18 protein-coding genes are annotated in these 23,216 nt (G+C 65.1%); 12 read left to right on the top strand and 6 right to left on the bottom strand.

From position 1 onward, the window contains the following. Positions 1–64 precede the first annotated feature (64 nt). The 8 genes from gabT to ACSFA3_RS05985 all read left to right on the top strand — a co-directional run bounded on the left by gabT (position 65) and on the right by ACSFA3_RS05985 (position 11,751). Entirely contained in the window at positions 65–1,357 is a 1,293-nt protein-coding gene (gabT, locus tag ACSFA3_RS05950) for a 4-aminobutyrate--2-oxoglutarate transaminase (RefSeq protein WP_435504449.1), read from the top strand. 44 nt (positions 1,358–1,401) lie between these two features. Next, positions 1,402–2,502 carry an ABC transporter ATP-binding protein gene (locus ACSFA3_RS05955; protein WP_435504450.1) on the top strand — a complete coding sequence of 367 codons (1,101 nt, stop codon included), beginning with the start codon at positions 1,402–1,404 and terminating at the stop codon, positions 2,500–2,502. 20 nt (positions 2,503–2,522) lie between these two features. Continuing rightward, on the top strand, positions 2,523–3,551 hold the full coding sequence (locus ACSFA3_RS05960; RefSeq protein ID WP_435504451.1) for an ABC transporter substrate-binding protein: 1,029 nt from the start codon (positions 2,523–2,525) through the stop codon (positions 3,549–3,551). Between the two features lie 18 nt (positions 3,552–3,569). Next, positions 3,570–4,826 (top strand): ABC transporter permease, encoded by a 1,257-nt coding sequence (locus ACSFA3_RS05965; RefSeq protein ID WP_435504452.1) that lies wholly within the window; start codon positions 3,570–3,572, stop codon positions 4,824–4,826. 4 nt (positions 4,827–4,830) lie between these two features. Further along, positions 4,831–5,646 (top strand): ABC transporter permease, encoded by an 816-nt coding sequence (locus tag ACSFA3_RS05970; RefSeq protein WP_435504453.1) that lies wholly within the window; start codon positions 4,831–4,833, stop codon positions 5,644–5,646. A gap of 169 nt (positions 5,647–5,815) precedes the next feature. Further along, positions 5,816–6,988: an efflux RND transporter periplasmic adaptor subunit gene (locus ACSFA3_RS05975; RefSeq protein WP_435504454.1), complete on the top strand. Its 1,173-nt coding sequence runs from the start codon at positions 5,816–5,818 to the stop codon at positions 6,986–6,988. 10 nt (positions 6,989–6,998) lie between these two features. Then, complete coding sequence (locus ACSFA3_RS05980; RefSeq protein WP_435504455.1) at positions 6,999–10,211, top strand: efflux RND transporter permease subunit; 3,213 nt, start codon at positions 6,999–7,001, stop codon at positions 10,209–10,211. Between the two features lies 1 nt (position 10,212). Then, positions 10,213–11,751: an efflux transporter outer membrane subunit gene (locus ACSFA3_RS05985; RefSeq protein ID WP_435504456.1), complete on the top strand. Its 1,539-nt coding sequence runs from the start codon at positions 10,213–10,215 to the stop codon at positions 11,749–11,751. Here ACSFA3_RS05985 and ACSFA3_RS05990 read toward each other — a convergent pair. From ACSFA3_RS05990 to ACSFA3_RS06000, 3 genes are read right to left on the bottom strand one after another with little or no spacing between them, the layout of a single operon-like run. Continuing rightward, positions 11,729–12,616 carry a VOC family protein gene (locus tag ACSFA3_RS05990; RefSeq protein ID WP_435504457.1) on the bottom strand — a complete coding sequence of 296 codons (888 nt, stop codon included), beginning with the start codon at positions 12,614–12,616 and terminating at the stop codon, positions 11,729–11,731. The genes ACSFA3_RS05985 and ACSFA3_RS05990 overlap by 23 nt on opposite strands. 2 nt (positions 12,617–12,618) lie before the next feature. Beyond that, positions 12,619–13,422 (bottom strand): serine acetyltransferase domain-containing protein, encoded by an 804-nt coding sequence (locus ACSFA3_RS05995; RefSeq protein ID WP_435504458.1) that lies wholly within the window; start codon positions 13,420–13,422, stop codon positions 12,619–12,621. Next, positions 13,419–14,363 (bottom strand): LysR family transcriptional regulator, encoded by a 945-nt coding sequence (locus tag ACSFA3_RS06000; protein WP_435504459.1) that lies wholly within the window; start codon positions 14,361–14,363, stop codon positions 13,419–13,421. Before ACSFA3_RS06000 ends, ACSFA3_RS05995 begins: the two co-directional genes overlap by 4 nt. A gap of 142 nt (positions 14,364–14,505) precedes the next feature. Between ACSFA3_RS06000 and ACSFA3_RS06005 the strand changes: the two genes are divergently transcribed. From ACSFA3_RS06005 to ACSFA3_RS06015, 3 genes are read left to right on the top strand one after another with little or no spacing between them, the layout of a single operon-like run. Next, positions 14,506–15,381: an NAD(P)-dependent oxidoreductase gene (locus ACSFA3_RS06005; RefSeq protein ID WP_435504980.1), complete on the top strand. Its 876-nt coding sequence runs from the start codon at positions 14,506–14,508 to the stop codon at positions 15,379–15,381. Positions 15,382–15,412: 31 nt separating this feature from the next. After that, the gene (locus ACSFA3_RS06010) at positions 15,413–16,945 is read left to right on the top strand and encodes an aldehyde dehydrogenase family protein (RefSeq protein ID WP_435504460.1); all 1,533 of its coding nucleotides are present in this window, start codon (positions 15,413–15,415) and stop codon (positions 16,943–16,945) included. Between the two features lie 44 nt (positions 16,946–16,989). Next, positions 16,990–18,339, top strand: a complete 1,350-nt coding sequence (locus ACSFA3_RS06015; RefSeq protein ID WP_435504461.1) for a DUF3100 domain-containing protein — start codon at positions 16,990–16,992, stop codon at positions 18,337–18,339. 387 nt (positions 18,340–18,726) lie between these two features. On the opposite strand, the gene ACSFA3_RS06020 is transcribed toward ACSFA3_RS06015, so the two are convergent. Beyond that, complete coding sequence (locus ACSFA3_RS06020; protein WP_435504462.1) at positions 18,727–19,986, bottom strand: DUF2254 domain-containing protein; 1,260 nt, start codon at positions 19,984–19,986, stop codon at positions 18,727–18,729. Between the two features lie 129 nt (positions 19,987–20,115). Between ACSFA3_RS06020 and ACSFA3_RS06025 the strand changes: the two genes are divergently transcribed. Then, complete coding sequence (locus ACSFA3_RS06025) at positions 20,116–21,414, top strand: acetyl-CoA hydrolase/transferase family protein (RefSeq protein WP_435504463.1); 1,299 nt, start codon at positions 20,116–20,118, stop codon at positions 21,412–21,414. Between the two features lie 72 nt (positions 21,415–21,486). Here the strand turns inward: ACSFA3_RS06025 and ACSFA3_RS06030 are convergent, their stop codons facing one another. Together ACSFA3_RS06030 and ACSFA3_RS06035 are read right to left on the bottom strand one after the other, a co-directional pair. Next, entirely contained in the window at positions 21,487–21,798 is a 312-nt protein-coding gene (locus ACSFA3_RS06030; RefSeq protein ID WP_435504464.1) for a c-type cytochrome, read from the bottom strand. Positions 21,799–21,826: 28 nt separating this feature from the next. Beyond that, entirely contained in the window at positions 21,827–23,044 is a 1,218-nt protein-coding gene (locus ACSFA3_RS06035) for a PQQ-dependent sugar dehydrogenase (protein ID WP_435504465.1), read from the bottom strand. Positions 23,045–23,216: the final 172 nt, after the last annotated feature.

The following is a 23,216-nucleotide window of genomic DNA, read 5'->3' on the forward strand; positions in this document are numbered from 1 at the left end:
GTACATGGCGGTGCCGGATTGCGGAACCTAAAGTTGCTTTCCCTCACAAGCACAGGTCGTACCCATGCAGCGCGAACCCCATTTCAGCAACGCGGCCCTGATGGCCCGTCGCCATGCCGCCGTGGCACGCGGCGTTGGCCAGACGCACGAAATCTTCATCAGCCGCGGCAGCAATGCCGAGCTGTGGGACGTCGAAGGGCGCAGGTATGTCGACTTCGCCGGCGGCATTGCGGTGCTCAATACCGGCCACTGCCATCCCGAGATCAGCGCCGCCGTCAAGGCGCAGATCGACATGTATTCGCACACCTGCTTTCAGGTGGTGGCCTACGAACCGTACGTCGAGCTCGCCGAACGCCTGAACGCGCTGGCGCCCGGCGACTTTGCCAAGAAATCGATTTTCCTGAGCACCGGCGCCGAGGCGGTGGAAAACGCCGTCAAGGTGGCGCGTGCCTACACCAAGCGCCCCGGCGTGATCGCCTTCACCGGCGGCTACCATGGCCGCACCATGATGACGCTGGGGCTGACGGGCAAGGTCGCGCCGTACAAGATCGGCTTCGGCCCCTTCCCCGGCGAGGTGTTCCACGCGCTGTTCCCGAACACGCTTCACGGCGTCAGCATCGAAGACGCGCTGCATTCGGTCGAACTGCTGTTCAAGAACGACATCGAGCCCGAGCGCGTGGCGGCCTTCATCGTCGAGCCGGTGCAGGGCGAAGGCGGCTTCAACGTGGCACCGCCCGAATTCGTCGCCGGCCTGCGCGCGCTGGCCGACCGCCACGGCATCCTGCTGATTGCCGACGAGGTGCAGACCGGCGCCGGCCGCACCGGCACCTGGTTCGCCTGCGAGCAGTGGCCGGTGGCGCCCGACCTCATCACCACGGCCAAGTCAATGGCCGGCGGCTTCCCGATTTCTGGGCTGGTCGGCCGGGCCGAAGTGATGGACGCACCGGCCCCCGGCGGTCTGGGCGGCACGTACGCCGGCAGCCCGATCGGTTGCGCTGCCGCGCTCGCCGTGCTGAAGGTTTTCGAAACCGAACAATTGTTGGCCCGCAGCCGCGAGCTGGGCGAGCGCCTCAAGGCCGGCCTGCGCGCCATCGCCGCGAACGAACCGGCCATCGGCGACGTGCGCGGGCTCGGCGCGATGGTGGCGATCGAGCTGTTCGAGCAGGGCGATCTCGCCCGGCCCGCCGCGGCGCTGACCCGCAGCGTGGTGGCGGAAGCCGCGCGACGCGGGCTGATCCTGCTTTCTTGCGGCACCTACGGCAACGTGATCCGGGTGCTGGTGCCGTTGACGGCATCCGACTTGCTAGTGGACGAGGGACTGTCGATCCTGGCAGACAGTTTCGCCGCCCTGCGCTGAGCACGCATCTCTTCGGACAGCCCATTTTGCCAAGCATCCAAGCCATGACTGAAGAACCCCTGGTCCGCTTCCAGCGCGTCCAGAAGACCTACGACGGCGAGCATCTGGTGGTGCGCCAGCTCGACCTGGACATCCACCGCGGCGAGTTCCTGAGCCTGCTCGGCCCGTCGGGTTCCGGCAAGACGACCACGCTGATGATGCTTGCCGGCTTCGAGTCGCCGACCTCCGGCGACATCCTGCTCAACGGCCGCCAGATCACCGGTACGCCGCCGCACAAGCGGCACTTCGGCATGGTGTTCCAGAACTACGCGCTGTTCCCGCACCTCACGGTCGGACAGAACGTCGCCTATCCGCTGACCGTGCGCAAGGTATCGAAGGACGATCAGGCCACCCGCGTGAAACGTGCGCTCGACATGGTGCAGCTCAAGGGAATGGCCGACCGCCTTCCCGGTCAGCTCTCGGGCGGCCAGCAGCAGCGCGTGGCGCTGGCCCGGGCGCTGGTGTTCGAGCCCCAGCTGGTGCTTATGGACGAGCCGCTCGGCGCGCTCGACAAGCAGCTGCGCGAGCACATGCAGATCGAGCTGAAGGACATCCATCGCCAGCTCGGCGTGACCTTCGTCTACGTGACGCACGACCAGGGCGAGGCGCTCACCATGAGCGACCGCGTGGCCGTGTTCAACGAAGGCGTGATCCAGCAACTCGACACGGTCGACCGGCTCTACGAGATGCCGGCCAACCGTTTCGTCGCCGGTTTCGTCGGCGACAACACGGTGCTCAAGGGCACGCTGGCTGCGGCCGGCGAACGCCCGGCGATGGCACTGCCGGACGGCCGCGTGCTCGAAGGCCTGAACGTGAGCTCCGCTGCGGCGGGAGCCGCAGTGGAGCTCTGCATACGGCCCGAACGTGTCGTGCTGCATCGCCGCGGTGAACAGCCCGGACCCAACAGCCTGGCAGCCGAAATTGCCCGCGTCATCTACTACGGCGACCACCTGCGCCTGCTGTGCCGCGTCGGCGGCGAGCAGGCCGAAGCCACCGTGAAGATGCCGCTCACCGGCCTGGACGGCAGCGCGCCGCCGCAGATCGGCGATGCGGTATCGCTCGAATTCCCGGCGCACCACGCCCGCATCTACGCATCTCTTCTCTAACCAACGAGGCTCGAACCATCATGAAAAGAACCCTTCTCGCCTGCACCCTCGCCGCCGCCTTCGCGCTGCCGGCGCTCGCCCAGCAGCAGATCACCGTCGTCAACTTCGGCGGCGCCAACGCGAATGCGCAGAAGAAGGCCTACTACGAGCCGATCGAGAAGACCGGCATCAAGGTGGTGCCGGTCGAATACAACGGCGAACAGGCCAAAATCAAGGCCATGGTCGAGACGAAGAAAGTGACCTGGGACGTGGTGGAAGTCGAATCGCCCGACGCCGCCCGCGGCTGCGACGAAGGCCTGTTCGAAAAGCTCGACTATTCGAAGATTGGCAACAAGGCCGACTTCCTGCCGGCAGCCGTGACCGAATGCGGCGTCGGCGTGTTCGTCTGGTCGACCGTGATGGCCTACAACGGCGAAAAGCTCAAGACCGCGCCCACCAGCTGGGCCGACTTCTGGGACGTCAAGAAGATCCCCGGCAAGCGCGGCATGCGCAAGGGCGCGCGCTACAACCTGGAATTCGCGCTGATGGCCGATGGCGTGAAGCCGGCCGACGTCTACAAGGTGCTCGGCACCAGGGACGGCGCCGAACGCGCGTTCAGGAAATTGACCGAACTCAAGCCGAACATCCAGTGGTGGGAAGCCGGTGCGCAGCCGCCGCAGTTCCTGGTCGCGGGTGACGTGGTGCTGACCACCGTATACAACGGCCGCATCGACGCGGCCAACCGCGAAGGCCGCACCCTGAAGATCTACTGGCCGGGCGGCATCTACGACCTGGACTACTGGGTCATTCCGAAGGGCGCGCCGAACAAGGAAGCCTCGCTGAAGTTCATCCAGTTCGCGATGCAGCCGGCCAACCAGGCCGTCTACGCGCAGAACATCGCCTACGGCCCGACCAACACCAAGGCGCTCGCCTCGCTCGACAAGAAGGTGCTGGCCGACCTGCCGACTTCGGCCGCGAACGCCAAGGAAGCGCTGCAGTTCAGCGTCGGCTTCTGGGCCGACCAGGGCGAGGCGCTGGAGAAGCGCTTCGCCTCCTGGGCGACGCAGTAAACGCAGCGGACGTCCACCATGGCCACGGCGACCCTCGTCACTCCCCTCGCAGCCGAGGCGCCGCCGCCGGGGCTCAAGCAGGCGCTCGCGCGTGCGGAATCGCGCCGCAAATGGCGCGCGTTCTCGCTGACGCTGCCGCTGCTGGTCTTCCTGCTGCTGACGCTGGTGGTGCCGATCGTCGCGTTGCTCCAGCGCGCGGTCGAGAACCCGGAGGTCGCCAACGCGCTGCCGCTCACCGTGCGCGCGCTTGACGGCTGGAACCGCACCGGCACGCCGCCCGCGGCCGCCTTCGCGGCGGTCGCGGCAGACCTCGGCCGGATGCCCGACAGTTCCGATGCGGGCGCACTCGCTCGCCGTCTCAACACCGAAATCGCGGGCGCCCGTTCGCTGGTGATGAGTACTTTCCGCGCGCTGCCGATCGCCGGTACGGCCGACGAAGTGAAGGCCCGCATGCTGGAAATCGACGCGCGCTGGAGCGAGCCTCCGTTCTGGCAGGCCATCGCCAAGAACGGCTCGCGCTGGACGCCCGACTACCTGCTGGCCTCCGTCGACCTGCGCCGCGATGCGCAGGGCAGCGTCGAGCGCATGCCCGAAGACCAGCGCGCGTTCGGCGGCATCCTGCTGCGCACCTTCCACATCAGCGCTGTGGTCACACTCTTCTGCCTGCTGCTGGCCTATCCGCTGGCCTGGTGGCTGTCGACCTTGCCGGCGCGCAAGGCCAACATCCTGATGATCCTGGTGCTGGTGCCGTTCTGGACCTCGATCCTGGTGCGCGTCGCCGCCTGGATCGTGCTGCTGCAGTCCGAAGGCCTGGTCAACCGCGGCCTGATGGGCATCGGCCTCATCAGCGAGCCGCTCGCGCTGCTGTTCAACCGCACCGGCGTGATCATCTCGATGGTCCACATCCTGCTGCCCTTCATGATCCTGCCGCTCTACAGCGTGATGAAGAGCGTGCCGCCGACCTACCTGCGCGCGGCCGTGTCGCTGGGCAGCTCACCCATCGCGGCGTTTTTCCGGGTCTATGTGCCGCAGACCTATCCGGGCATTGGCGCGGGTGCGCTGCTGGTGTTCATCCTGGCCATTGGCTATTACGTGACGCCGGCATTGCTTGGCGGCGCCGACGACCAGATGCTGAGCTACTACATCGCCCGCTACACCAATGTCGAGATCAACTGGGGCATGGCCTGTGCGCTCGGCGCGCTGCTGCTGGTCACCACGCTGGCGCTCTATGCCGTGTACCGCCGCATCGGCAAGGCCGAACTGAGCCTGGGCTGAAACCATGAAACTTCCTGTGTTCCCGGCGTACTTCACGCTCGCCGACAAGCTCGGCTGGTGGCTGGTGCGCTGCTTCTGCGTACTGGTGCTGGCTTTCCTGCTGGCGCCGATCCTGGCGATCGTGCCGCTGTCGTTCTCGTCGAGTTCCTTCCTCGCCTACCCGATGCCCGGCTGGTCGCTCAAGTGGTATCACAACCTCTTCGAATCGCAGGAATGGGCCCGTGCCGCGCGCAACAGCTTCATCATCGCGCCGGCCGCAACGGTGGTCGCGACCGTGCTCGGCACGCTGGCCGCAGTCGGGCTGTCGCGAACCAGCTTCGCGTTCAAGGGGCTGCTGATGAGCCTGCTGATCTCGCCGATGGTGGTGCCGATCGTGGTCGTCGGCGTCGCCACCTACCTCTACTTCGCGCCGCTCGGTCTGGCCGACACCTACTTCGGCCTGATCGCGGTGCATGCCGCGCTGGGTGCGCCGTTCGTGCTGACGACCGTGCTGGCCACGCTCGCCGGTTTCAACCACAACCTGGTGCGCGCATCGCTGAGCCTCGGGGAGACGCCCTTCCACACCTTCCGCCGCATCACGCTGCCGGTGATAGCGCCGGGCGTGATCTCCGGCGCGCTGTTCGCCTTCGCGACGTCGTTCGATGAGGTGGTCGTGACGCTGTTCCTGGCCGGCCCCGACCAGGTCACCTTGCCGCGCCAGATGTTCACCGGCATCCGCGAGAACATCTCGCCGACCATCGCGGCCGTCGCGACGCTGCTGATCGTGTTCACCACCGCGCTGCTGCTCGCCCTCGAATGGCTGCGCGGGCGACGCGCATAGCCCCTGCGCGGGGCCTTGGTGCGACCACCGCACGGAGGCGGTAATAATTTGGCAATCTTCAAGAAAACAATGTGAAGTTTTGTAAAGGCGACGTCGGGAAGCCTTGCGACTTGAACCAGTAGCGGCCTGCCGTTTCACACTTGCGTCGTCTACACAACCAACGGTTTCCATGCACCACCCTGCCCGACGATTCGGAATCGCCCTTTGCCTGATCGCCGGCCTGATCGCAACCGGCTGTTCTCGCAACGACAGCGCCAAGACCGCCGCGCCGCCGCAACCGAAGGAAGTCGGCGTCCAGACCCTGAAGCCGGAGCGCATCGCGTTCAGCACCGAGCTTTCCGGCCGGACCGTGGCACCGGTCATCGCCGAGATCCGGCCGCAGGTGGGCGGCATCGTGCAGAAACGGCTCTTCAACGAGGGTTCGCAGGTCAAGGCCGGCCAGCCGCTTTATCAGCTGGACCCGGCACCGTTCCAAGCCGCCTACGCCAGCGCGCAGGCCAATGTGCGCAAGGCCGAGTCCACATCGGCGACGGCGCGCACCGTCGCCCTGCGCAATGCCGAACTGGTCAAGATCGACGCGATCAGCCAGCAGGTGAACGAGTCGACGCTCGCAGCCGCGCAGCAGGCGGAGGCCGACGTGGCAGTGGCGCGCGCCGCCGAGCAGACGGCACGCATCAACCTGGGCTACACCCGCATCAGTTCCCCGATCACCGGCTGGGTCGAGCTTTCGACCGTCACGCCCGGCGCGCTGGTCACCGCCAACCAGGCGACCGCGCTCACCACCGTGCAGCAGCTCGATCCGGTGCATGTGCACGTCACGCAGTCCAGCGCCGAGCTGCTGCGCCTGAAACGCGATCTTGCCGAAGGTCGGCTGCAGCGCGGCAATGCCGACGAGGCGCCGATCAAGCTGCTGCTCGAAGACGGCAGCGCGTATCCGTACGACGGCAAGCTGACCTTCGCGGGTGTCACCGTAGATTCCGGAACCGGCAGCGTCACGCTGCGCGCCGTGGTGCCCAACCCCGACCGCCTGCTCATGCCCGGCATGTATGTGCGCGCCGTGCTCCGCGAAGGTGTGAACGAAGCCGCGCTGCTGATACCGCAACAGGCGGTGACCCGCGCGCCGGACGGCAGCGCTTCGACGCTGGTGGTCGGGCCCGACGACAAGCTCGTCAAGCGGGACATCGTCGTCGGCCGCGCGGTGACCAACCGCTGGCAGGTGCTCGGCGGACTGACCGCTGGCGAGCGCGTGCTGGTCGAGGGTTCGCAGCGGGCGAAGGTCGGCGAGACGGTTCGCGCCTCCGAGCTGGCCACCCCGGCGCAGCGCGCGGCGGCCGCGCGCTGAGGACCGGCGAATGGCGCAATTCTTCATCGACCGCCCCATCTTCGCGTGGGTGCTTTCCATCATCGTGATGCTCGCCGGCGTGATGTCGATCCGGACGCTGCCGCTGGAGCAGTATCCGGACATCGCCCCGCCGCGCGTCTCCATCGTCTCGACCTACACCGGCGCATCGGCCAAGACCGTCGAAGACTCGGTCACCCAGGTGATCGAACAACAGATGACCGGGCTGGACAACCTGCTCTATCTGCAGGGCACGAGCAATTCATCGGGCATCTCGCGCATCCAGCTGACCTTCAATCCCGGCACCGACTCCGACGTTGCGCAGATGCAGGTGCAGAACAAGCTGCAGCAGGCGATGTCGCGGCTGCCGCAGGCGGTGCAGAGCCGCGGCGTGACCGTGACGAAAGGCGGCAACGACTTCCTGATGATCGTGTCGATGTACTCGGCCGACGGCAGCGCCGATGCAGTGGATGTCGGCGACTACATCACCAGCAACCTGGTCGACGTGATCAGCCGCATCGACGGCATCGGCGAAGTGCAGACGCTCGGCACCGGCTATGCGATGCGCATCTGGCTCGATCCCGACAAGCTGCGCAAGTTCGCGCTGATGCCTTCGGACGTGAACACTGCGCTGCTGGCACAGAACGCGCAAGTGTCGGCCGGCCAGCTCGGCTCGCTGCCCGCGACATCGCAGCAGCAGCTCAACGCGACCATCACCGCGCGCAGCAAGCTCCAGACGGTGGAGCAGTTCGGCGCTGTCGTGCTGCGTGCGACCGCCGACGGCGCGGTGGTGCGGCTCAGGGATGTTTCGCGCATCGAACTCGGCGCCGAGAACCTCACGGTGCGCTCCCTGCTCAACGGCCGGCCCGGCGCCGGCCTGGGCGTGGTGCTGGCCGACGGCGCGAATGCGGTGCGGGTCGCGGAGGCGGTCAACGCCAAGATCGCCGAACTCAAGCCGCTCTTCCCGAACCAGCTCGAGACGTTCGTTAGCTACGACACCACGCCGTTCGTCAGCGCGTCGATCGACGAGGTGGTCAAGGCGCTGCTCGAGGCGATGGTGCTGGTCGTGGTGGTCATGTACATCTTCCTGCAGAACTTCCGCGCGACGCTGATACCCGCGATCGCGGTGCCGGTGGTGCTGCTGGGCACCTTCGGCGTGCTGTCGGTGTTCGGCTATTCGATCAACACGCTGACGATGTTCGGCATGGTGCTGGCCATCGGCCTGCTGGTGGACGACGCCATCGTGGTGGTCGAGAACGTCGAGCGGGTGATGAGCGAGGAAGGCCTGTCGCCGAAGGAGGCGACGAAAAAATCGATGGCCGAGATCACGCCGGCTCTCGTCGGCATCGCGCTGGTGCTGTCGGCGGTGTTCATACCGATGGCTTTCTTCGGCGGTTCGACCGGTGTGATCTACCGGCAGTTCTCGATCACGATCGTCTCGGCGATGGTGCTGTCGGTGCTGGTCGCGCTGACGCTCACGCCGGCGTTGTGCGCGACGCTGCTGAAGCCGATCGAAAAGGGATCGCACACTTCCCACGGTGCGCCGCGCAAAGGCCTGCTGGGCTGGGTCGACCGCTTCTTCGCCGGCTTCAACCGTCGCTTCGACAGCACCGCCGACCGCTATACCGGCGTCGTCGGAGGCATCGTCAAACGCAGCAAGCGCAGCCTGCTGGTGTACGCGGCGATCTGCATTGCGATGGCCGTGATGTTCATGCGCCTGCCGACATCGTTCCTGCCCGACGAAGACCAGGGCTTCGTGCAGGTGCAGATCACGCTGCCGCCGGCATCGTCGAATGCGCGGCTGCAGCCGATCGTCACTCAGGTGCAGGAGTACTTCCAGAAGCAGCCCGAGGTGGTGAGCATCAACCTGCTGACCGGGCAGAACGGCGACCAGAGTTCGGCCCGCGCTTTCGTGAAGTTGAAATCGTGGGCGGAACGCACCGGCAAGGACAGTTCGGCGGCTGCGATCACGCGGCGCGCCAACAAGGATCTGGCCGTCATCCGCGACGCTCGCGTGTACGTCGTGCTGCCGCCGGCGGTGCGCGGGCTGGGTGCCAACGCGGGCTTCAACTTCTTCCTGAAGGACCAGAACGCACTCGGCCACGATGCATTGCTCGCGGCGCGCGACAAGGCGCTGGAACTGCTCGGCAAGCGCGCGGAAATGGTGAATGTGCGCAGCAACAACCTGGAAGACACGCCGCAGTTCGCGGTCGATATCGACGATGCGCGCGCCGGCGCTTTGAGCCTGCAGACCAGCGCCATCGACAGCACGCTTTCGAGCGCGATGGGCGGCACGTATGTCAACGACTTCCTGAACAACGGACGCGTCAAGCGCGTCTACATACAGGGCGACACGCCCTTCCGCATGCTGCCTGCCGATATCGAGAAATGGACCGTGCGCAACACGCTCGGCCAGATGGTGCCGTTCGGCGCCTTCTCCAGCACCCGCTGGACCTACGGCTCGCCGCAACTCATCCGCTACAACGGCAGCCCCAGCTACGAGTTCGTCGGCGATGCGGCGGCCGGCGTGAGTTCGGGTGCGGCGATGGCTGCCGTCGAAGATGCCATGAAGCAGATGCCTCAGGGCATCGGCTACGAGTTCACCGGAGCTTCGTACCAGGAGCGGCTGTCGGGCTCGCAGGCGCCGATGCTCTACGCGATCTCGATCCTGTTCGTGTTCCTGTGCCTGGCTGCGCTGTACGAGAGCTGGTCGGTGCCGTTCTCGGTGATCCTGGTGGTGCCGCTGGGCATCGTCGGCGCGCTGCTCTTCACCGGCTTGCGGGGCCTGAGCAACGACGTGTACTTCCAGGTCGGACTGCTGACCACGGTCGGTTTGTCGTCGAAGAACGCGATCCTGATCGTCGAGTTCGCCAAGCAGCTTCAGGAACAGGGCAAGAGCGTGGTCGACGCGACGCTGCAGGCAGTGCGCCTGCGTTTGCGACCGATTCTGATGACGTCGCTGGCCTTCGGCTTCGGCGTGCTGCCGCTGGCCATCGGCACCGGTGCGGGCGCTGGCGGACGCCAGTCGATCGGCACGGCGGTGCTGGGCGGCATGGTGGTCGGAACGGCACTCGGCATCTTCTTCGTGCCGCTGTTCTTCGTGCTGATCCGCGGTTTCTTCGACCGCCGGAGCGAAAAGAAGAAAAAGCACGGCGCGAGCGGGGTACAGGATGGCGGGAAGCAGGATGGCGGAATGCCGGAACTCGCTGCGCAGGGAGGCCGTTGACATGACGCATCGCACACGTCTCAAGGTGATCGGGCTTGGTCGACTGCCGCTGCGTTCGCTCGCCGCCGTCGCCGCTTCCATTGCGCTGCTCACGGGCTGCATCAACCTCGCGCCAACCTACGTCGCACCGGGCGCACCCGTGCCGCCGGCCTGGACTTCACCGGCTGTGACCGGGGGCGAATCGACCGTCCCACCGCTCGATCTCGGCTGGCGCGACTTCTTTGTCGACGAGCGTCTGCGCGGCACCGTCGAACTTGCGCTTGCGAACAACCGCGACCTGCGCGTGACGGCGCTCAACATCGAGCAGTCGCGGGCACGCTACGACATCGCGCTGTCGTCGGTCTACCCGTATCTGAGCGGCGGCGCCGGTGCGACGCGGTCCCGCACGCCGGGAAGCACCAACTCCAACGGGCAGGCACGCATCGCTTCCAGCTTCAGCGCGAACGTCGGCCTTTCGAGCTACGAGATCGATCTCTTCGGCCGCATTCGAAACCTGGGCGATGTCGCGCTCGAAAGCTATTTCGCCACCGAGGAAGCGCGGCGCAGCACGCAGATCAGCCTGATCGCGGAAGTCGCCAACGCATGGCTGCTGCTGGCCACCGACCAGCAACGCCTGCAGTTCGCGCGCGACACGCTTGCGAGCCGACAGAAATCCTTTGATCTGATCCGGCGAAGCTTCGAGCTCGGAGCGCAATCGGGCCTCGCTCTGGCGCAGGCGCAAAGCACCGTCGACACCGCGCGCGCGGATGCGGCCGCCTACGACAGTCTGGTCGAGCAGGACCGCAACGCGTTGACGCTGCTCGTCGGCACGTCGCTGCCGGTTGCGCTGCTGACGCCGTCGACCGGCGCGCTGACGACGACGCCGGCGGCCCGGCTGCTCGCTCCGCCTGCCGGTCTGCCCTCCGAAATACTTCAGCAGCGGCCCGACGTGCTGGCGGCCGAACACGTACTGCGCGGCAGCAACGCGAACATCGGTGCCGCGCGCGCTGCGTTCTATCCGCGCATCGCGCTCACCGGCTCGGCCGGCACCGCGAGCAGCAGCCTGTCGGGATTGTTCGGAAACGGCAGCGCGGCATGGAGCTTTTCGCCGTCGATCAGCGTTCCGATCTTCGACGGCGGTGCCAATCGCGCGAACCTGCGCGTGGCCGAGGTACAGCAGAAGATCCAGCTCGCGAACTACGAGAAGACGTTGCAGATCGCGTTCCGCGAGGTGGCCGACGCACTGGCTGCACGCCGAACGCTGGGCGAACGCCTGGCCGCACAGCAGTCGCTGCTTGCCGCGACGACGCGCACGCTCGAACTCTCGGACGCGCTGTTCAGGAGCGGCGGTGCAGGCTATCTCGACGTGCTGGATGCGCAGCGCTCGCTGTACACGGCGCAGCAGTCGCTCATCGGCCTGCAGCTGGTCGAGCAGGCCAACCGCCTCGCGCTGTACAAGGCGCTGGGCGGCGGCTGGAGCGAGACGACCGTGACCAGCGCCAGCAACAACAGCAGCGACAACACCGGCAGGGCGCCGGTCAGGACGCCTCGAACTCCATGATCGTGTTCCCGCATTGCGTCGGCGACACGACCAGCGTGCCGCGCGGACTGCGGGTGAAGGTGACGCCGTTGGCTATCCACAGCGCTTCCAGCTCGTCGAAGCGCGGCGTCGAGACGGTGATCGCTATGCCGTGCGGCTGCGTGTCGCCCTTCCAGTCGGGCAGCGCTACCGGGCCGAACAGTTCCTCGACCATCGTTTGCGTCGCGATCCGTATCGCGCCGCAGCCGCTGTCGGCGATCACCAGACCGTCGCTGCGCTGGATGCGTTCTGCGCCGTAGAACGCCGTGTACCGCTCGACGAGTTCCAGGGGATTCGCCGCGACATAAGTGACCGCCGTCACTGCATCGACACCGTTCGGATGCGCCTGCCACTCCGGCACCCAGATCAGTTCCGGGCGATGTTGGTGGCAGATGAAGTTGGAGACATCGCGCTGCTTCTCGTTGAGGAAAAGCCCCAGCGAGACGATCGCGACATCGGGCGTTCCGTCCGGCTTCTTCATCTGCCGCCGGAAATCGATCTGGCCTTGCGTCGGCAGTCCGCGCCCGACCAGCATGCGGTGATCGGCGGCTGCATCCTTGCTGTGCAGCGCGACGAGTCCGAGCCCTTCGACACGGTCGGTGAACTTGCCGGCGTTGCGGCCGTAGCAAAAGCCGTTCACCGCATTCGTGCCGAACTTCGACGCATCGTCGACGGCGATCAGTTCGATGAAGTTGTCCCCGAACATCATCAGCGAGAGCTTGGTGCCCCACGGGTGATAGCCGACCGGGTTCGGCGCAAAGCCGAGCTTCTCGAACTGGGCGCGCACCTTGTCGAAGTCGCGCACGGTGACCACGGGATGGTCGATTCCGAACTGCACATTGGCCATCTTCAGATCTCCTGGGCTTCGGTCGAGGTTGTCTTCTGCGCGCTGTCGATGGCGTCCAGCTGCGACGGCGCAACGCCGATCACGCGGGCCGGAACACCTGCAACCACCATGCCGGGCGAGACCGATTTGAGCACCACGCTGCCGGCCGCGACGATAGCGCCCTCCCCGATCTCGATGTTGCCGAGCACGGTCGCGCCGGCGCAGATCGTGGCGTTGCGGCGGACCTTGGGATGGCGGTCGCCGGCCTGCGTCAGCGTGCTGCCGAGCGTGACGCCGTGCCAGATGTTCGCGCCGTCCTCGATCACCGCCGTCGCGCCGACGACGAGCCCGATGCCGTGGTCGAGGAAGACGCCGCTGCCGATCCGTGCCGCCGGATGAATGTCCATCGAATACCGGATGGCACCCCAGTTCTGCAGCAGCACGGCCAGCTGGTTCTGTCCGCCCTTCCACAGTTCATGATCGATGCGATGAAGCTGAAGCGCCTGGAAGCCGCGGAAGCTCAGCAGTCCGGTGAGCACGTCGGGACAGGCCGGATTCACGGCGGCGAGTTTCTGCAGGTCGACGGCCGCCGATTCGGCGATGTCGGGATGGTTTCGCAGAACCTTGCCGAACACGTCGTCCAGCCGGATCGAAGGCGGGACCGCCGTGGACATCGCGCCCGACAACACGGCGCAGAGCGCATCGGCGAAGGATGCCTTTTCGAGCACCAGCGCGTCGAGATCCGGCGCGAGCACTGGCGAGGTTCTCCCGAGTTCATGGGCCTGCCGAACCAGCGTCGCCCACAGCGCTTCTTGCGGTTCCGTCATGTCCGTATCTTTCCCTTGTTCTGGCGCGTGTCCCTGAATGCGCGCATCTCCGAGATCAGCTGCAGCAGCAACTGGTTCGCAGCCATCGGCAGCTGCCGACCCAGTCGCGTGACGATGTGTGCCTCCGCGCCGGCGAGCAGGCGTTGGTCGATCGGCAGCGCCACCAGCTCTCCCGCGTCGACTTCCTGCGTCACCGCGAACTCCGGCAACAGGCTCACACCGAGGCCGGCCTTCACGAACTGCTTGATGACGGAGATCGAGTCGGTGATGAGTTTCGGCTCGATGCGGAGGCGCTCCATCTGCTCGGCCAGCGCGATCACCTGCCGCGTGCCGTACGAGCCGTGCATCAAGGCCATCGGATAGGCGCACACATGCTTGAGCAGCGGCTGGCGCTGCAACTCCGCCAGCGGATGGCCGGGCGCCGTGATGACGCACATCGGCTGGCGCACCGCAGCGCGCGACCGGATGGACGGAATGACCGGCGGGTTGTAGACCAGACCGATGTGCGCCACATCTTCGGCCACCTGCCGCAGCACGTCGTTGGTGCCGGCAAGGTGCATGGTGACGGTGAGTTCCGGATACTGCTTCCAGAAATTCTGCAACGGGCTGCTCATCAGGTCGCTGACGAAACCTTCGCCGAGCACCAGGTCGATATGGCCTCGCGCGAGCCCCCTCACCTCGTGCAGCTTGGTCATCAGGTCGTCCTGATGTGCGCGGTGCTGGCGGAAGTAGTCGACCAGCATCTGGCCCGCATCGGTCGGCTTGACGCCGCGGCCGTGGCGCTCCATCAGCGGGATGGCGAGTTCGGTTTCGAGCTGCGCGATCTGCCGGCTGACGACGGAGGCGTTCAGGTCCATCTTGTCGGCTGCGGCACGGACCGAACCGACGGTCACCGCCTCGTAGAGATACCTGACCCGCCGGTCGTCGATAGATGGATCCATGGCATACGTTCTTGAAGGCCCGATGACGAGCGTTGACTTGAAAGCAACAAAATTGTACCGACGTTGTCATTGATTCCCCTCCGTCGCGGTGGGATTCTCTCGGCCATCCACACAGTCCAGAGAGATTCTCGAAATGCAAAACATCGGCACGGTCGGCGTTATCGGCCTCGGCAACATGGGCCGCGGCATGGCCCTGTCACTCCAGCGCGGCGGATTCACCGTCTTCGGCACGGACGCCTCCGCAGCCACGCGCGAAGCGCTGGCGGGCGAAGGCATCGCGGTGCGCGACTCCATCAGGGAAGTGATCGCCGCGTGCGACATGCTGGTGCTTTCGCTGCCGACCGCAGCCATCGTCGCCGAGGTGGTCGCAGGCGCGGATGGCATCATCGGCAACGCGAAGCCCGGCATGCTGGTCATCGACACCTCGACCTCGCATCCCGACACCACCCGCTGCCTTGCAGCGCAACTCGCTGCGGTCGGCATGCAGTTCATGGACGCTCCGGTGAGCGGCGGCCCCAAGGGCGCGATCACCGGCACGATGACGATGGTCATCGGCGCCGCGGACGAAGACCTCGCCCGCGCAGAGCCGGTGCTGGCGGCCATGAGCGCGAAGCGCGTGCATGTCGGCGGTATCGGCGCCGGTCACGTGGCCAAGATCGCCAACAACCTGTTCGTCGCCTCGCACCTGCTGGTCGCCGGCGAAGTCACGCGGATGGCGGCCAAGGCCGGCGTGCCGGTCGAGCAACTGCTGCAGGGCATCAACGCCGGATCGGGCCGCAGCTTCGTCACCGAACACAGCTTCCCGACCTGGGTCATGAACGACAAGTTCGACTCGGGTTTCACGATGAAGCTGATGCGCAAGGATGTGCGCCTGTCGCAGGAACTCATCGGCGCGCTCGACATGGACCTGCCGATGTCCGCGAAGGTGGCCGAACTCTGGTCGCGCAGCGCCGAAACCATCGGCGACGACGAAGACTTCAACCGCATCGTCGAACTCGGCACCCGCGCCACGTACTGAATCACCTCGTTTCCAGATCGATAGACCCATCATGAATTCCAACGCAACAGAACAACTCCTCGCCGCCTTCGCGCCCTTCTTTCCCGACGGCGTCATCGGCTCCTATGTGAACGGCGAAGTGCTGGTCGGCGACGGCGCCGATGTCACGCTGGTCAACCCGGCAACCGGCGTCGCCTTCCTGTCGTACAAGGATGCCGGCGCCGCCGTCGCATCCCGAGCCGCCGTCGCTGCGGTCGCCGGCCAGCGCGTCTGGGCCGCGCTGAGCCACGCCGAACGAGGCCGCGTCATGCAGGAAGTCGGCCGGCTGCTTCGAACCAATCTCGAAGCGCTCGCGCAGCTGGAATCGATCTCTGCCGGCAAGCCGATCCGCGATTGCCGCGGCGAAGCCTTGCGCGTCGCGGAGATGTTCGAGTACTACGGCGGCTGGACCGACAAGCTCTACGGCAACGTCATTCCCGTGCCGAGCGGCCACCTCAACTACACCCGCCGCGAACCCTGCGGCGTCGTGCTGCAGATCACGCCGTGGAATGCGCCGCTCAACACATGCGGCTGGCAGATCGCGCCTGCGGTCGCCATGGGCAACGCCGTGCTGCTGAAGCCGTCGGAGCTGACGCCGCTGAGCTCGCTCGCCGTGGCGAAGCTGGCGGAGCAGGCCGGCATGCCGAAGGGCGTGATCAACGTGCTCGCGGGCTTCGGCCACACGACCGGCCAGGCAGCCCTGAGCGACCGCGCCGTCAAGAAAGTGGTCTTCGTCGGCTCGGTGCCGACCGGCGGAAAGATCGCGGCGGCGGCGGCCGTTCGCGGCATCCCGTGCCTGCTCGAACTCGGCGGCAAGTCGGCCAACATCGTCTTCGAGGACGCCGACCTCGACCGCGCCTGCATCGGCGCGCAGGCCGCGATCTTCGGCAACGCGGGCCAGAGCTGCGTCGCGGGTTCGCGTCTGCTGGTGCAGCGCAGCATCTACGACAAGTTCGTCAGGATGGTCGCCGATGGCGCACGCCAGATCCGCGTCGGCGAGCCGACTTCGGGCGACACCGAAGTCGGCCCGATCCAGAACGCCGTGCAGTACCGCCATATCCTTAACATGATCGAGACCGGCGTGCAGGAAGGCGCGGAGATCGCCGAAGGAACCGGCGGCCCGCATGAAGCCGGTGCCGAAGGTTTCTTCGTGCGCCCGACGGTGCTCAGGAACGTCACCAATCAGATGGCCGTCGCCCGCACGGAAATCTTCGGCCCGGTGGTCGTCGCGATTCCGTTTGACACCGAAGCCGAAGCCATCGCCATCGCCAACGACAGCGATTTCGGCCTGGCCGGCGCAGTCTGGACCAAGGACATCGGACGCGCGTTCCGCGTTGCGGCGCAGGTAAAGGCCGGCACCTTCTGGATCAATATGTACAAGGTGATCAATGTGGCATCGCCTTTCGGCGGTTACGACGCCAGCGGCTACGGCCGTTCGAGCGGCATCGAGGCGCTGCACGAATACACGCAGGTCAAAAGCGTCTGGGTCGAAACCTCGGCGACGCCGAACCAGCCTTTCGGCTATGCGCCGTCGCTAGACAAGTAATCCGCCAAGTCCTCGACATCCACTTCACCGCCGGAGATTCATCCATGACAACCGCCACTGTCTTTGCAGATGCGAGGCCCGTTTCGTCGGGCTCGCAAGCGCGCCTGTACCTCGCCGCCTTCCTGATCGTGCTGATCGCCGAGTACATCGGCAACATCGCGATTCCGCTCGGTCCGGCCAAGGTCGTCCTGCTTCCGCTGCTGTGGGCGCTGCTCATGGGTGCGGCGCTCGGGCTGGCCAGCAAGCGAATGCCGCCCGGCATGAGCATCACGACAGAGCTTCAGCAAAGCGCCGCGGCGTTGCTGCAGCCCGCGCTGCTGCTGTTCATCGCAAAGCTCGGCCTGCTGGTCGGTGGATCGATACCGAAGCTGGCGGCATCGGGCGCCGGATTACTGCTGCAGGAATTCGGGCACTTCTTCGGCACGATGCTGTTCGGCCTGCCGGTGGCGCTGTTGCTCGGCATCAAGCGCCAGGCCATCGGCGCGACCTTTTCGGTGGGACGCGAACCCAGCCTGGCGATCATCGGCGAGCGCTTCGGCATGCAGTCGCCAGAAGGCCAGGGCGTGCTGGCGGAGTACCTCACGGGTACGGTCTTCGGCGCGGTTTTCATCGCCGTGCTGGCCGGCCTCATCACGAGCCTGAACATCTTCAATCCGCTGGCGCTGGCCATGGGCGCGGGCGTCGGCTCGGGCAGCATGATGGCTGCGGCAGCGGGTGCCATCGCGGCGCAGCAGACGCCTGAAGTCGCGAAGGACGTGGCCGCTTTCGCAGCCGCCAGCAACCTGATCACCACGACGATCGGAACCTACTTCACGCTGTTCCTCTCGCTGCCATTCACCATCTGGGCGTACAAGGTGCTGGAGCCGATCCTGGGCCGCAAGACCAAGGCCAGCATCGAGCCTGAAGCCGATTCTTCGCTGGCGGCAACGGTACAGCACGAAACTCCGCCGCTCGGCCTGCCCTCGCACATCATGGTGTGGGTGCTGGTCGGCATCTTTGCGCTGTGCGGCAACTGGATCAACTACAAGACGTCGGCCGCCGACCCGAAGGTGCTGGGCGGGATGGCGATCATCGTCGGGGTCGTTCTTGCGGGCTACGCGCTGTATCGGCTGACACGCCGCAAGCTTCCGGCCGTCATCTGGGTATCGCTGGTCGGCATGGCGCTGACCTACCCCGCGTTTCCTTATGCCGCAGCCATTGCCGAGATGACGGGGAAGATCAACTTCCTCGCGCTGTCGACGCCGATCCTTGCGTTCGCGGGTTTATCGATTGCCAAAGACGTGCCGGCTTTCCGCCGGCTTGGATGGCGAATCGTCGTCGTGTCGTTCATGGCGAATGCGGGCACGTTCCTCGGCGCCACGCTGATCGCCCAACTGTTCATGCACAAGATCTGAGATCCTGCAACACATGCGACTGGTGCTTTCAGGCCGCCAGTTCGATTCCGGTATCAGCCGATTCGGACGAAAACAGCAGTGTCGCAAGCGACAGTGCGAAACATACGATCAATGAAGCGAAGCCAAAACCCCAAACAAGCGTCAAAGTCAACGCCAAACCCACAGGAAGAATAATAAGTTTTGACATTTGCTGAAGCCAAGTACATGCACGTTTAAGGTGAAGACCGAATACGTGCCTCAATGTTCATGTGAAGAATATAAGAAGGTTTGTGTATTAAGTCTCACCATAGGCTGTTGGCGAGATGGGGGATACCCTCGAAATAGAGGGAAAGTATTATATGAGTCAAGCGTTTTACATGTAAAGCATCGTTTCAGTGCAATTTTGCGTCACTCTTCAGTTCTCGACCCTGACGTTTCACGCAGTTGCGCGAGATCCACATCCGCCAGCCCGGCATGTGACGCTCGCAGCAGGGCGTAATGTGACAACTCCGCAGCTGCTGCAGAAATGTCACCGTCCAGTCGTTGAAGCGACTTCAGCGCCAGTTGAAGCGTGATTCCGACATCGACAGCCGGCGCGCCGTAGCGCGCGATAGGCGCGAACACGTCCTCCACCATGCCGGCCTCACGAATCGCCGGCGCGCTGACGCGGTCGAATTCGACTGCGGGTCGGTCGCCTGCGTCGCGTTCGGACTTTTGCTTAGACCAGTAACTCAGCACCTTGACGGCAGTCGCCATCACATCGGCGCACGTTCCCGGATCGTTGATCGCAGCCGATAACGAACGCGCCGCGATCTCTCCCATCACGATCAGGCCGAAGCGCGGATCGTGATCGAAAGTGCGGCCGGGACCGACAAGGACCGCATCGGCGATCGCCTTGCGCGATGCGTCGTCGAGCACAGCGTCGCAGGAGACGATGGCCCGTCCGGGCTCGACGAACGCACCCGGAAGAACGTGGAGGTGCAACTTCATGCCGCGTTTCTCCGCCTGCTTCTGAAGCAGATCCATCGAAACATGCAGGACGAACCCTGTCGTCGGCGCCAGCACTTCGTGCGCCCCACGTTCGCCGGCAGCCTGACCGGTTCCGCCCAGGAACGGCTTTTCCAGTCGCTGATCCATTGCCTTGACGGTTGCCGCTTCGACGCGCCGGATGGTTTCGCCGAGCCTTCCAAGCACCGAGAGGTAGTCGATCCAGCGCAACAGCACGATCACCACCAGCAGAAGAATCACGATGGTGAAGCCGAAAAGCACGAGGCGTCCGCCGTCGCCATAGACATGGGCGTGCAGGCCGATGAGCGCGATCACGCTGTACAGAAAGGCGCCGATGAAGGCGGCCAGCGTGTTCTGGACCGTCGAGTCCTCGATCAGCAGCTGAGACGCGCGCGGCGTGGCGCTGTTCGCCACAGCACCGAACGAAGACACCATCGTGCTGGCCGAAAAGATGGCGACCGTCAACATGCTCGATGCAAGGATGTTGAGCAGGCTGTCGATGGAATCCGACCCCAGCTTGAGCGCAACGTCTTGAGGAATGTGCGGACCGATCACGGTGGACAGGACGATCGCGACGACGGCGAAGGCGGAAAACAGCGCGCAACGCCACCAGGTCTTGCGCATCGTCCGCTGGAAGAGATAGATCAGTTTTTCAGACATGCGGCGCAGCATAGTCAAGCTCGGCGAGCGTTTTATCGCACTGCGGCGCGACCCTGCGTAGGGTATCTCCGGATCGGCGGAGAGCGACAGAGTCGGACACCTCGACCCCGATACAGCCAACAATCCGCCATGACCTCATTCCAGTCGATGTACGCGCAGAAAAAAATGTCCGCAGCCGAAGCCGTGCAGCAGGTGCGCGACGGCGACTTCATCGTCGTGCCCACCGGTGTCGGCGAACCGCCGGCGCTCCTGACGGCACTCTCCGAACGCAGGCTCGAGTTCCGGGACGTCAAGGTCGGGCAGATCTTGGCGATGCGCAAGTACGGCTACATCGACCAGGCCACGACCGCCAATGTCCGCCATGTCGCCTTCTTCTTCGGCGGAGCCACGCGTGCCGGCGGCCAGGCCGGATGGATCGATTTCATACCCAATTGCTTCTCGGAGATTCCGGCGCAGATCGAGCGCGGGCAGATGGCTGCGGACGTGGTGTTCAGCCTGGCTTCGCCGATGGACGAAGTGGGAAATTTCGCGCTCAGTCTCGGTGCCGACTACACGATGGCAGCGATTGCAAAGGCACGCGCGGTGGTGCTGGAAGTGAATCCGAACGTGCCTTTCGCATTCGGAGACTGCCATGTGCACATCTCGCAGGTCACCGCGCTGGTCGAGGACGACGCGCCGGTGCTCGAAGTCGGCCTGCCGAAAATCGGCGCCGTGCAGGTGGCCATCGGGAAACATGTTGCAGACATGATCGACGACGGATCGACGTTGCAGATCGGCTACGGCGGTATTCCGGACGCGGTGGTCATGCAGCTCACGCACAAACACGACCTGGGCATTCACACCGAGATGATCGGCGATGGCATCCTGTCGCTGGTGCAATGCGGCGCCATCACCAACCGGCTGAAGAATTACCTGCCCGGCAAGATGGTCGCGACCTTCGCACTCGGCTCCCGGCGCCTGTACGACTTCATGGACCGCAATCCGATGCTGGAAATGCATCCGGCGGATTTCACCAACGATCCCGCGAAAGCCGGTCTCAACGACAACCTGATGGCGATCAACGCCACGCTGCAGATCGACCTGCTGGGCCAGTGCGGCTCGGAAAGCCTCGCGCTGGCACCGTATTCCGGCACCGGCGGCCAGACAGATTTCGTGCGCGCAGCCAACCGCTCGAAGGGCGGCAAGGCATTCATCGTGCTGCCGTCGACTGCCCGGAACGACAGCATTTCGCGCATCGTCCCGGTGCTGTCTCCGGGCACCCACGTGAGCACGAGCAAGAACGACGTCAACTACGTGGTGACCGAATACGGCGTGGCGCAATTGCGTGGAAAGTCCGCAAAACAGCGCGCCACGGAACTGATCGCCATCGCTCACCCGTCGTTCCGCGGCGAACTGAAGGCGCAGGCCGTGGCGCTGCAGATCCTTTGACGTGGCGGGCCCGCGCAACCCGAGTCCGTCGAATTCGGACTCGGGTCGCCTGTCCCGTCACTTCACGTCACGTCACTTCAGGCTCAGGATGTACTTCGCCAGCGTCTGCGCATCGGCCTCGCTGACCTGTGGCTGAGGCGGCATCGGCGACTCGCCCCAGACACCCGCGCCGCCGGCCCTGATCTTGGCGGCGAGCCGGGCTGGCGCAGTGGCGTCATCGGCGTACTTCTTGGCGACTGCCTTGAAGGACGGACCGAAAACCGCACTTTCCACCGCGTGGCAGGCGATGCAGTTGTTCTTCTTCAGCATGTCCATGTCGGCGACCGCAGCGCTGGCACACCCCAGCAGACCGACGGCGATCGAAACGATCATCAATTGACGCATTACAGGTTCCTCGAATGCTTCATGACGATCAGTTCGGCTTCATCTGATAGATGGTGCCTTCGTCGACCGCCACATACAGCGTGCCGTCCGGCGCCTGAACCACGGACCTGAAACGTCCGGCCGGCATGGGCAGCGACATGGTGGTGCGCTTGGCCGACAGGCCGTCGGCGCTGATGTTCAGCAGATCCAGCCGGTTGCCGACCGGCGTGCCGTGAATGCCGATTCCCGTGAACGCGACGATCATCTGGCCGTCCCAGTCCTTCCACTGCCTGCCGCTGAGGAAGGTGCCCGCAGACAGGCCCTGCGACAGGAAATCGTTGTTCCAGGCCGGCTTCATGGCGTCGGGATACTGCCGTGTGTCGGTCATCGGCATGAAGGCATTGCGTTCCTTCGGATCCATGGCACCCATCTGGTTGGGGCTGTAGCCGCAATAGTTGTCCGGGCAATCGCCACGGCCGCTCCTGTTCGGGCGGGGGTCCCAGCCGGCGTTGCCGCCGTTGACCAGCCCTCTGACTTCGTCCGAATGCCACGGGCCGTTCTCGGTCGTGTAAGGCTGATTCGTGCCTGGGCGGAAAGCGATACCCTGCGGATTGCGGAAGCCGTATGCATAGACGCGTGCATCGAAGCCCTGTGGCGGCTTGTTGCCGGGAGCGGCCTTGCCGTCGCGGTCGATGCGCAACACCTTGCCGCCGAGCATCGTGGGACCCTGAGGGACCTGGCTGTTGTGCGTGTCGCCCGTCGTCACGTACAGGAAGCCGTCGGCCGGATTGAAACGGATGCGGCCACCGTTGTGCGCGCCCGGACCGCCGAATGGATGGTTGGTGGCTTTCGGCTTGTAGGAGATGTCGGCGACGATGTCCACGCGGTCGGACAGTTTCGCGAAATCGTTGCCGACCTTCAGGCGCAACACCCGATTGGTCTGGGGACTGGATTTGTTGGACGCCGAATAGACGTAGATATAACGGTTGGTGGCGAACTGGGGATCGACCGCCACACCGCTGACGCCGGCCTGGCCTTCGCAGAACAGGTCGTCCGCCGTATCGGCATAGCCCGCAACGCCCTTGACGGCCAACAGCTTGTTGACCGCGCCCGACGGCATGCGCACCGATACGCCACGGCATTTCTCGGTGAAGAACATCGTGCCGTCCGGCAGGAAAGCCATGTCCCAGGGGTTCTCCAGTTTGGAGAGCACGGGCGTTGCCGAAACATTGGGTGCCTGCGTCGTCATGGTGGTACAGCCGACCATGGCAGCCACAGCTAAAAGTACGACCGAGGTCTTCGTTGCAAGTCTTGGGATCATGAAGTCTTTCTGTTGTTATCGACGGTGGGACTGCTACACACGAGCGAATATCGAACGCTTGCAACACGGTTGTGTCTTTGTGCGCGTTCGAGATTCTCACAATCTATTTTTCGCGTCG

The sequence above is a fragment of the Variovorax glucosi genome, assembly GCF_051216695.1.
In the GTDB taxonomy this organism is placed as follows: Bacteria; Pseudomonadota; Gammaproteobacteria; order Burkholderiales; family Burkholderiaceae_C; genus Variovorax.

Excerpts from the sequence above, each read along its gene's own strand:
- ACSFA3_RS05965 (WP_435504452.1), top strand. The coding sequence starts at position 3,570 with ATGGCCACGGCGACCCTCGTCACTCCCCTCGCAGCCGAGGCGCCGCCG.
- ACSFA3_RS06030 (WP_435504464.1), bottom strand. The coding sequence starts at position 21,798 with ATGCGTCAATTGATGATCGTTTCGATCGCCGTCGGTCTGCTGGGGTGT.
- ACSFA3_RS05960 (WP_435504451.1), top strand. The coding sequence starts at position 2,523 with ATGAAAAGAACCCTTCTCGCCTGCACCCTCGCCGCCGCCTTCGCGCTG.
- ACSFA3_RS05995 (WP_435504458.1), bottom strand. The coding sequence starts at position 13,422 with ATGACGGAACCGCAAGAAGCGCTGTGGGCGACGCTGGTTCGGCAGGCC.
- ACSFA3_RS05970 (WP_435504453.1), top strand. The coding sequence starts at position 4,831 with ATGAAACTTCCTGTGTTCCCGGCGTACTTCACGCTCGCCGACAAGCTC.
- ACSFA3_RS06015 (WP_435504461.1), top strand. The coding sequence starts at position 16,990 with ATGACAACCGCCACTGTCTTTGCAGATGCGAGGCCCGTTTCGTCGGGC.
- ACSFA3_RS05980 (WP_435504455.1), top strand. The coding sequence starts at position 6,999 with ATGGCGCAATTCTTCATCGACCGCCCCATCTTCGCGTGGGTGCTTTCC.
- ACSFA3_RS05990 (WP_435504457.1), bottom strand. The coding sequence starts at position 12,616 with ATGGCCAATGTGCAGTTCGGAATCGACCATCCCGTGGTCACCGTGCGC.
- gabT (WP_435504449.1), top strand. The coding sequence starts at position 65 with ATGCAGCGCGAACCCCATTTCAGCAACGCGGCCCTGATGGCCCGTCGC.
- ACSFA3_RS06010 (WP_435504460.1), top strand. The coding sequence starts at position 15,413 with ATGAATTCCAACGCAACAGAACAACTCCTCGCCGCCTTCGCGCCCTTC.
- ACSFA3_RS06020 (WP_435504462.1), bottom strand. The coding sequence starts at position 19,986 with ATGTCTGAAAAACTGATCTATCTCTTCCAGCGGACGATGCGCAAGACC.
- ACSFA3_RS05955 (WP_435504450.1), top strand. The coding sequence starts at position 1,402 with ATGACTGAAGAACCCCTGGTCCGCTTCCAGCGCGTCCAGAAGACCTAC.
- ACSFA3_RS06035 (WP_435504465.1), bottom strand. The coding sequence starts at position 23,044 with ATGGTCGGCTGTACCACCATGACGACGCAGGCACCCAATGTTTCGGCA.
- ACSFA3_RS05975 (WP_435504454.1), top strand. The coding sequence starts at position 5,816 with ATGCACCACCCTGCCCGACGATTCGGAATCGCCCTTTGCCTGATCGCC.
- ACSFA3_RS06000 (WP_435504459.1), bottom strand. The coding sequence starts at position 14,363 with ATGGATCCATCTATCGACGACCGGCGGGTCAGGTATCTCTACGAGGCG.
- ACSFA3_RS05985 (WP_435504456.1), top strand. The coding sequence starts at position 10,213 with ATGACGCATCGCACACGTCTCAAGGTGATCGGGCTTGGTCGACTGCCG.
- ACSFA3_RS06025 (WP_435504463.1), top strand. The coding sequence starts at position 20,116 with ATGACCTCATTCCAGTCGATGTACGCGCAGAAAAAAATGTCCGCAGCC.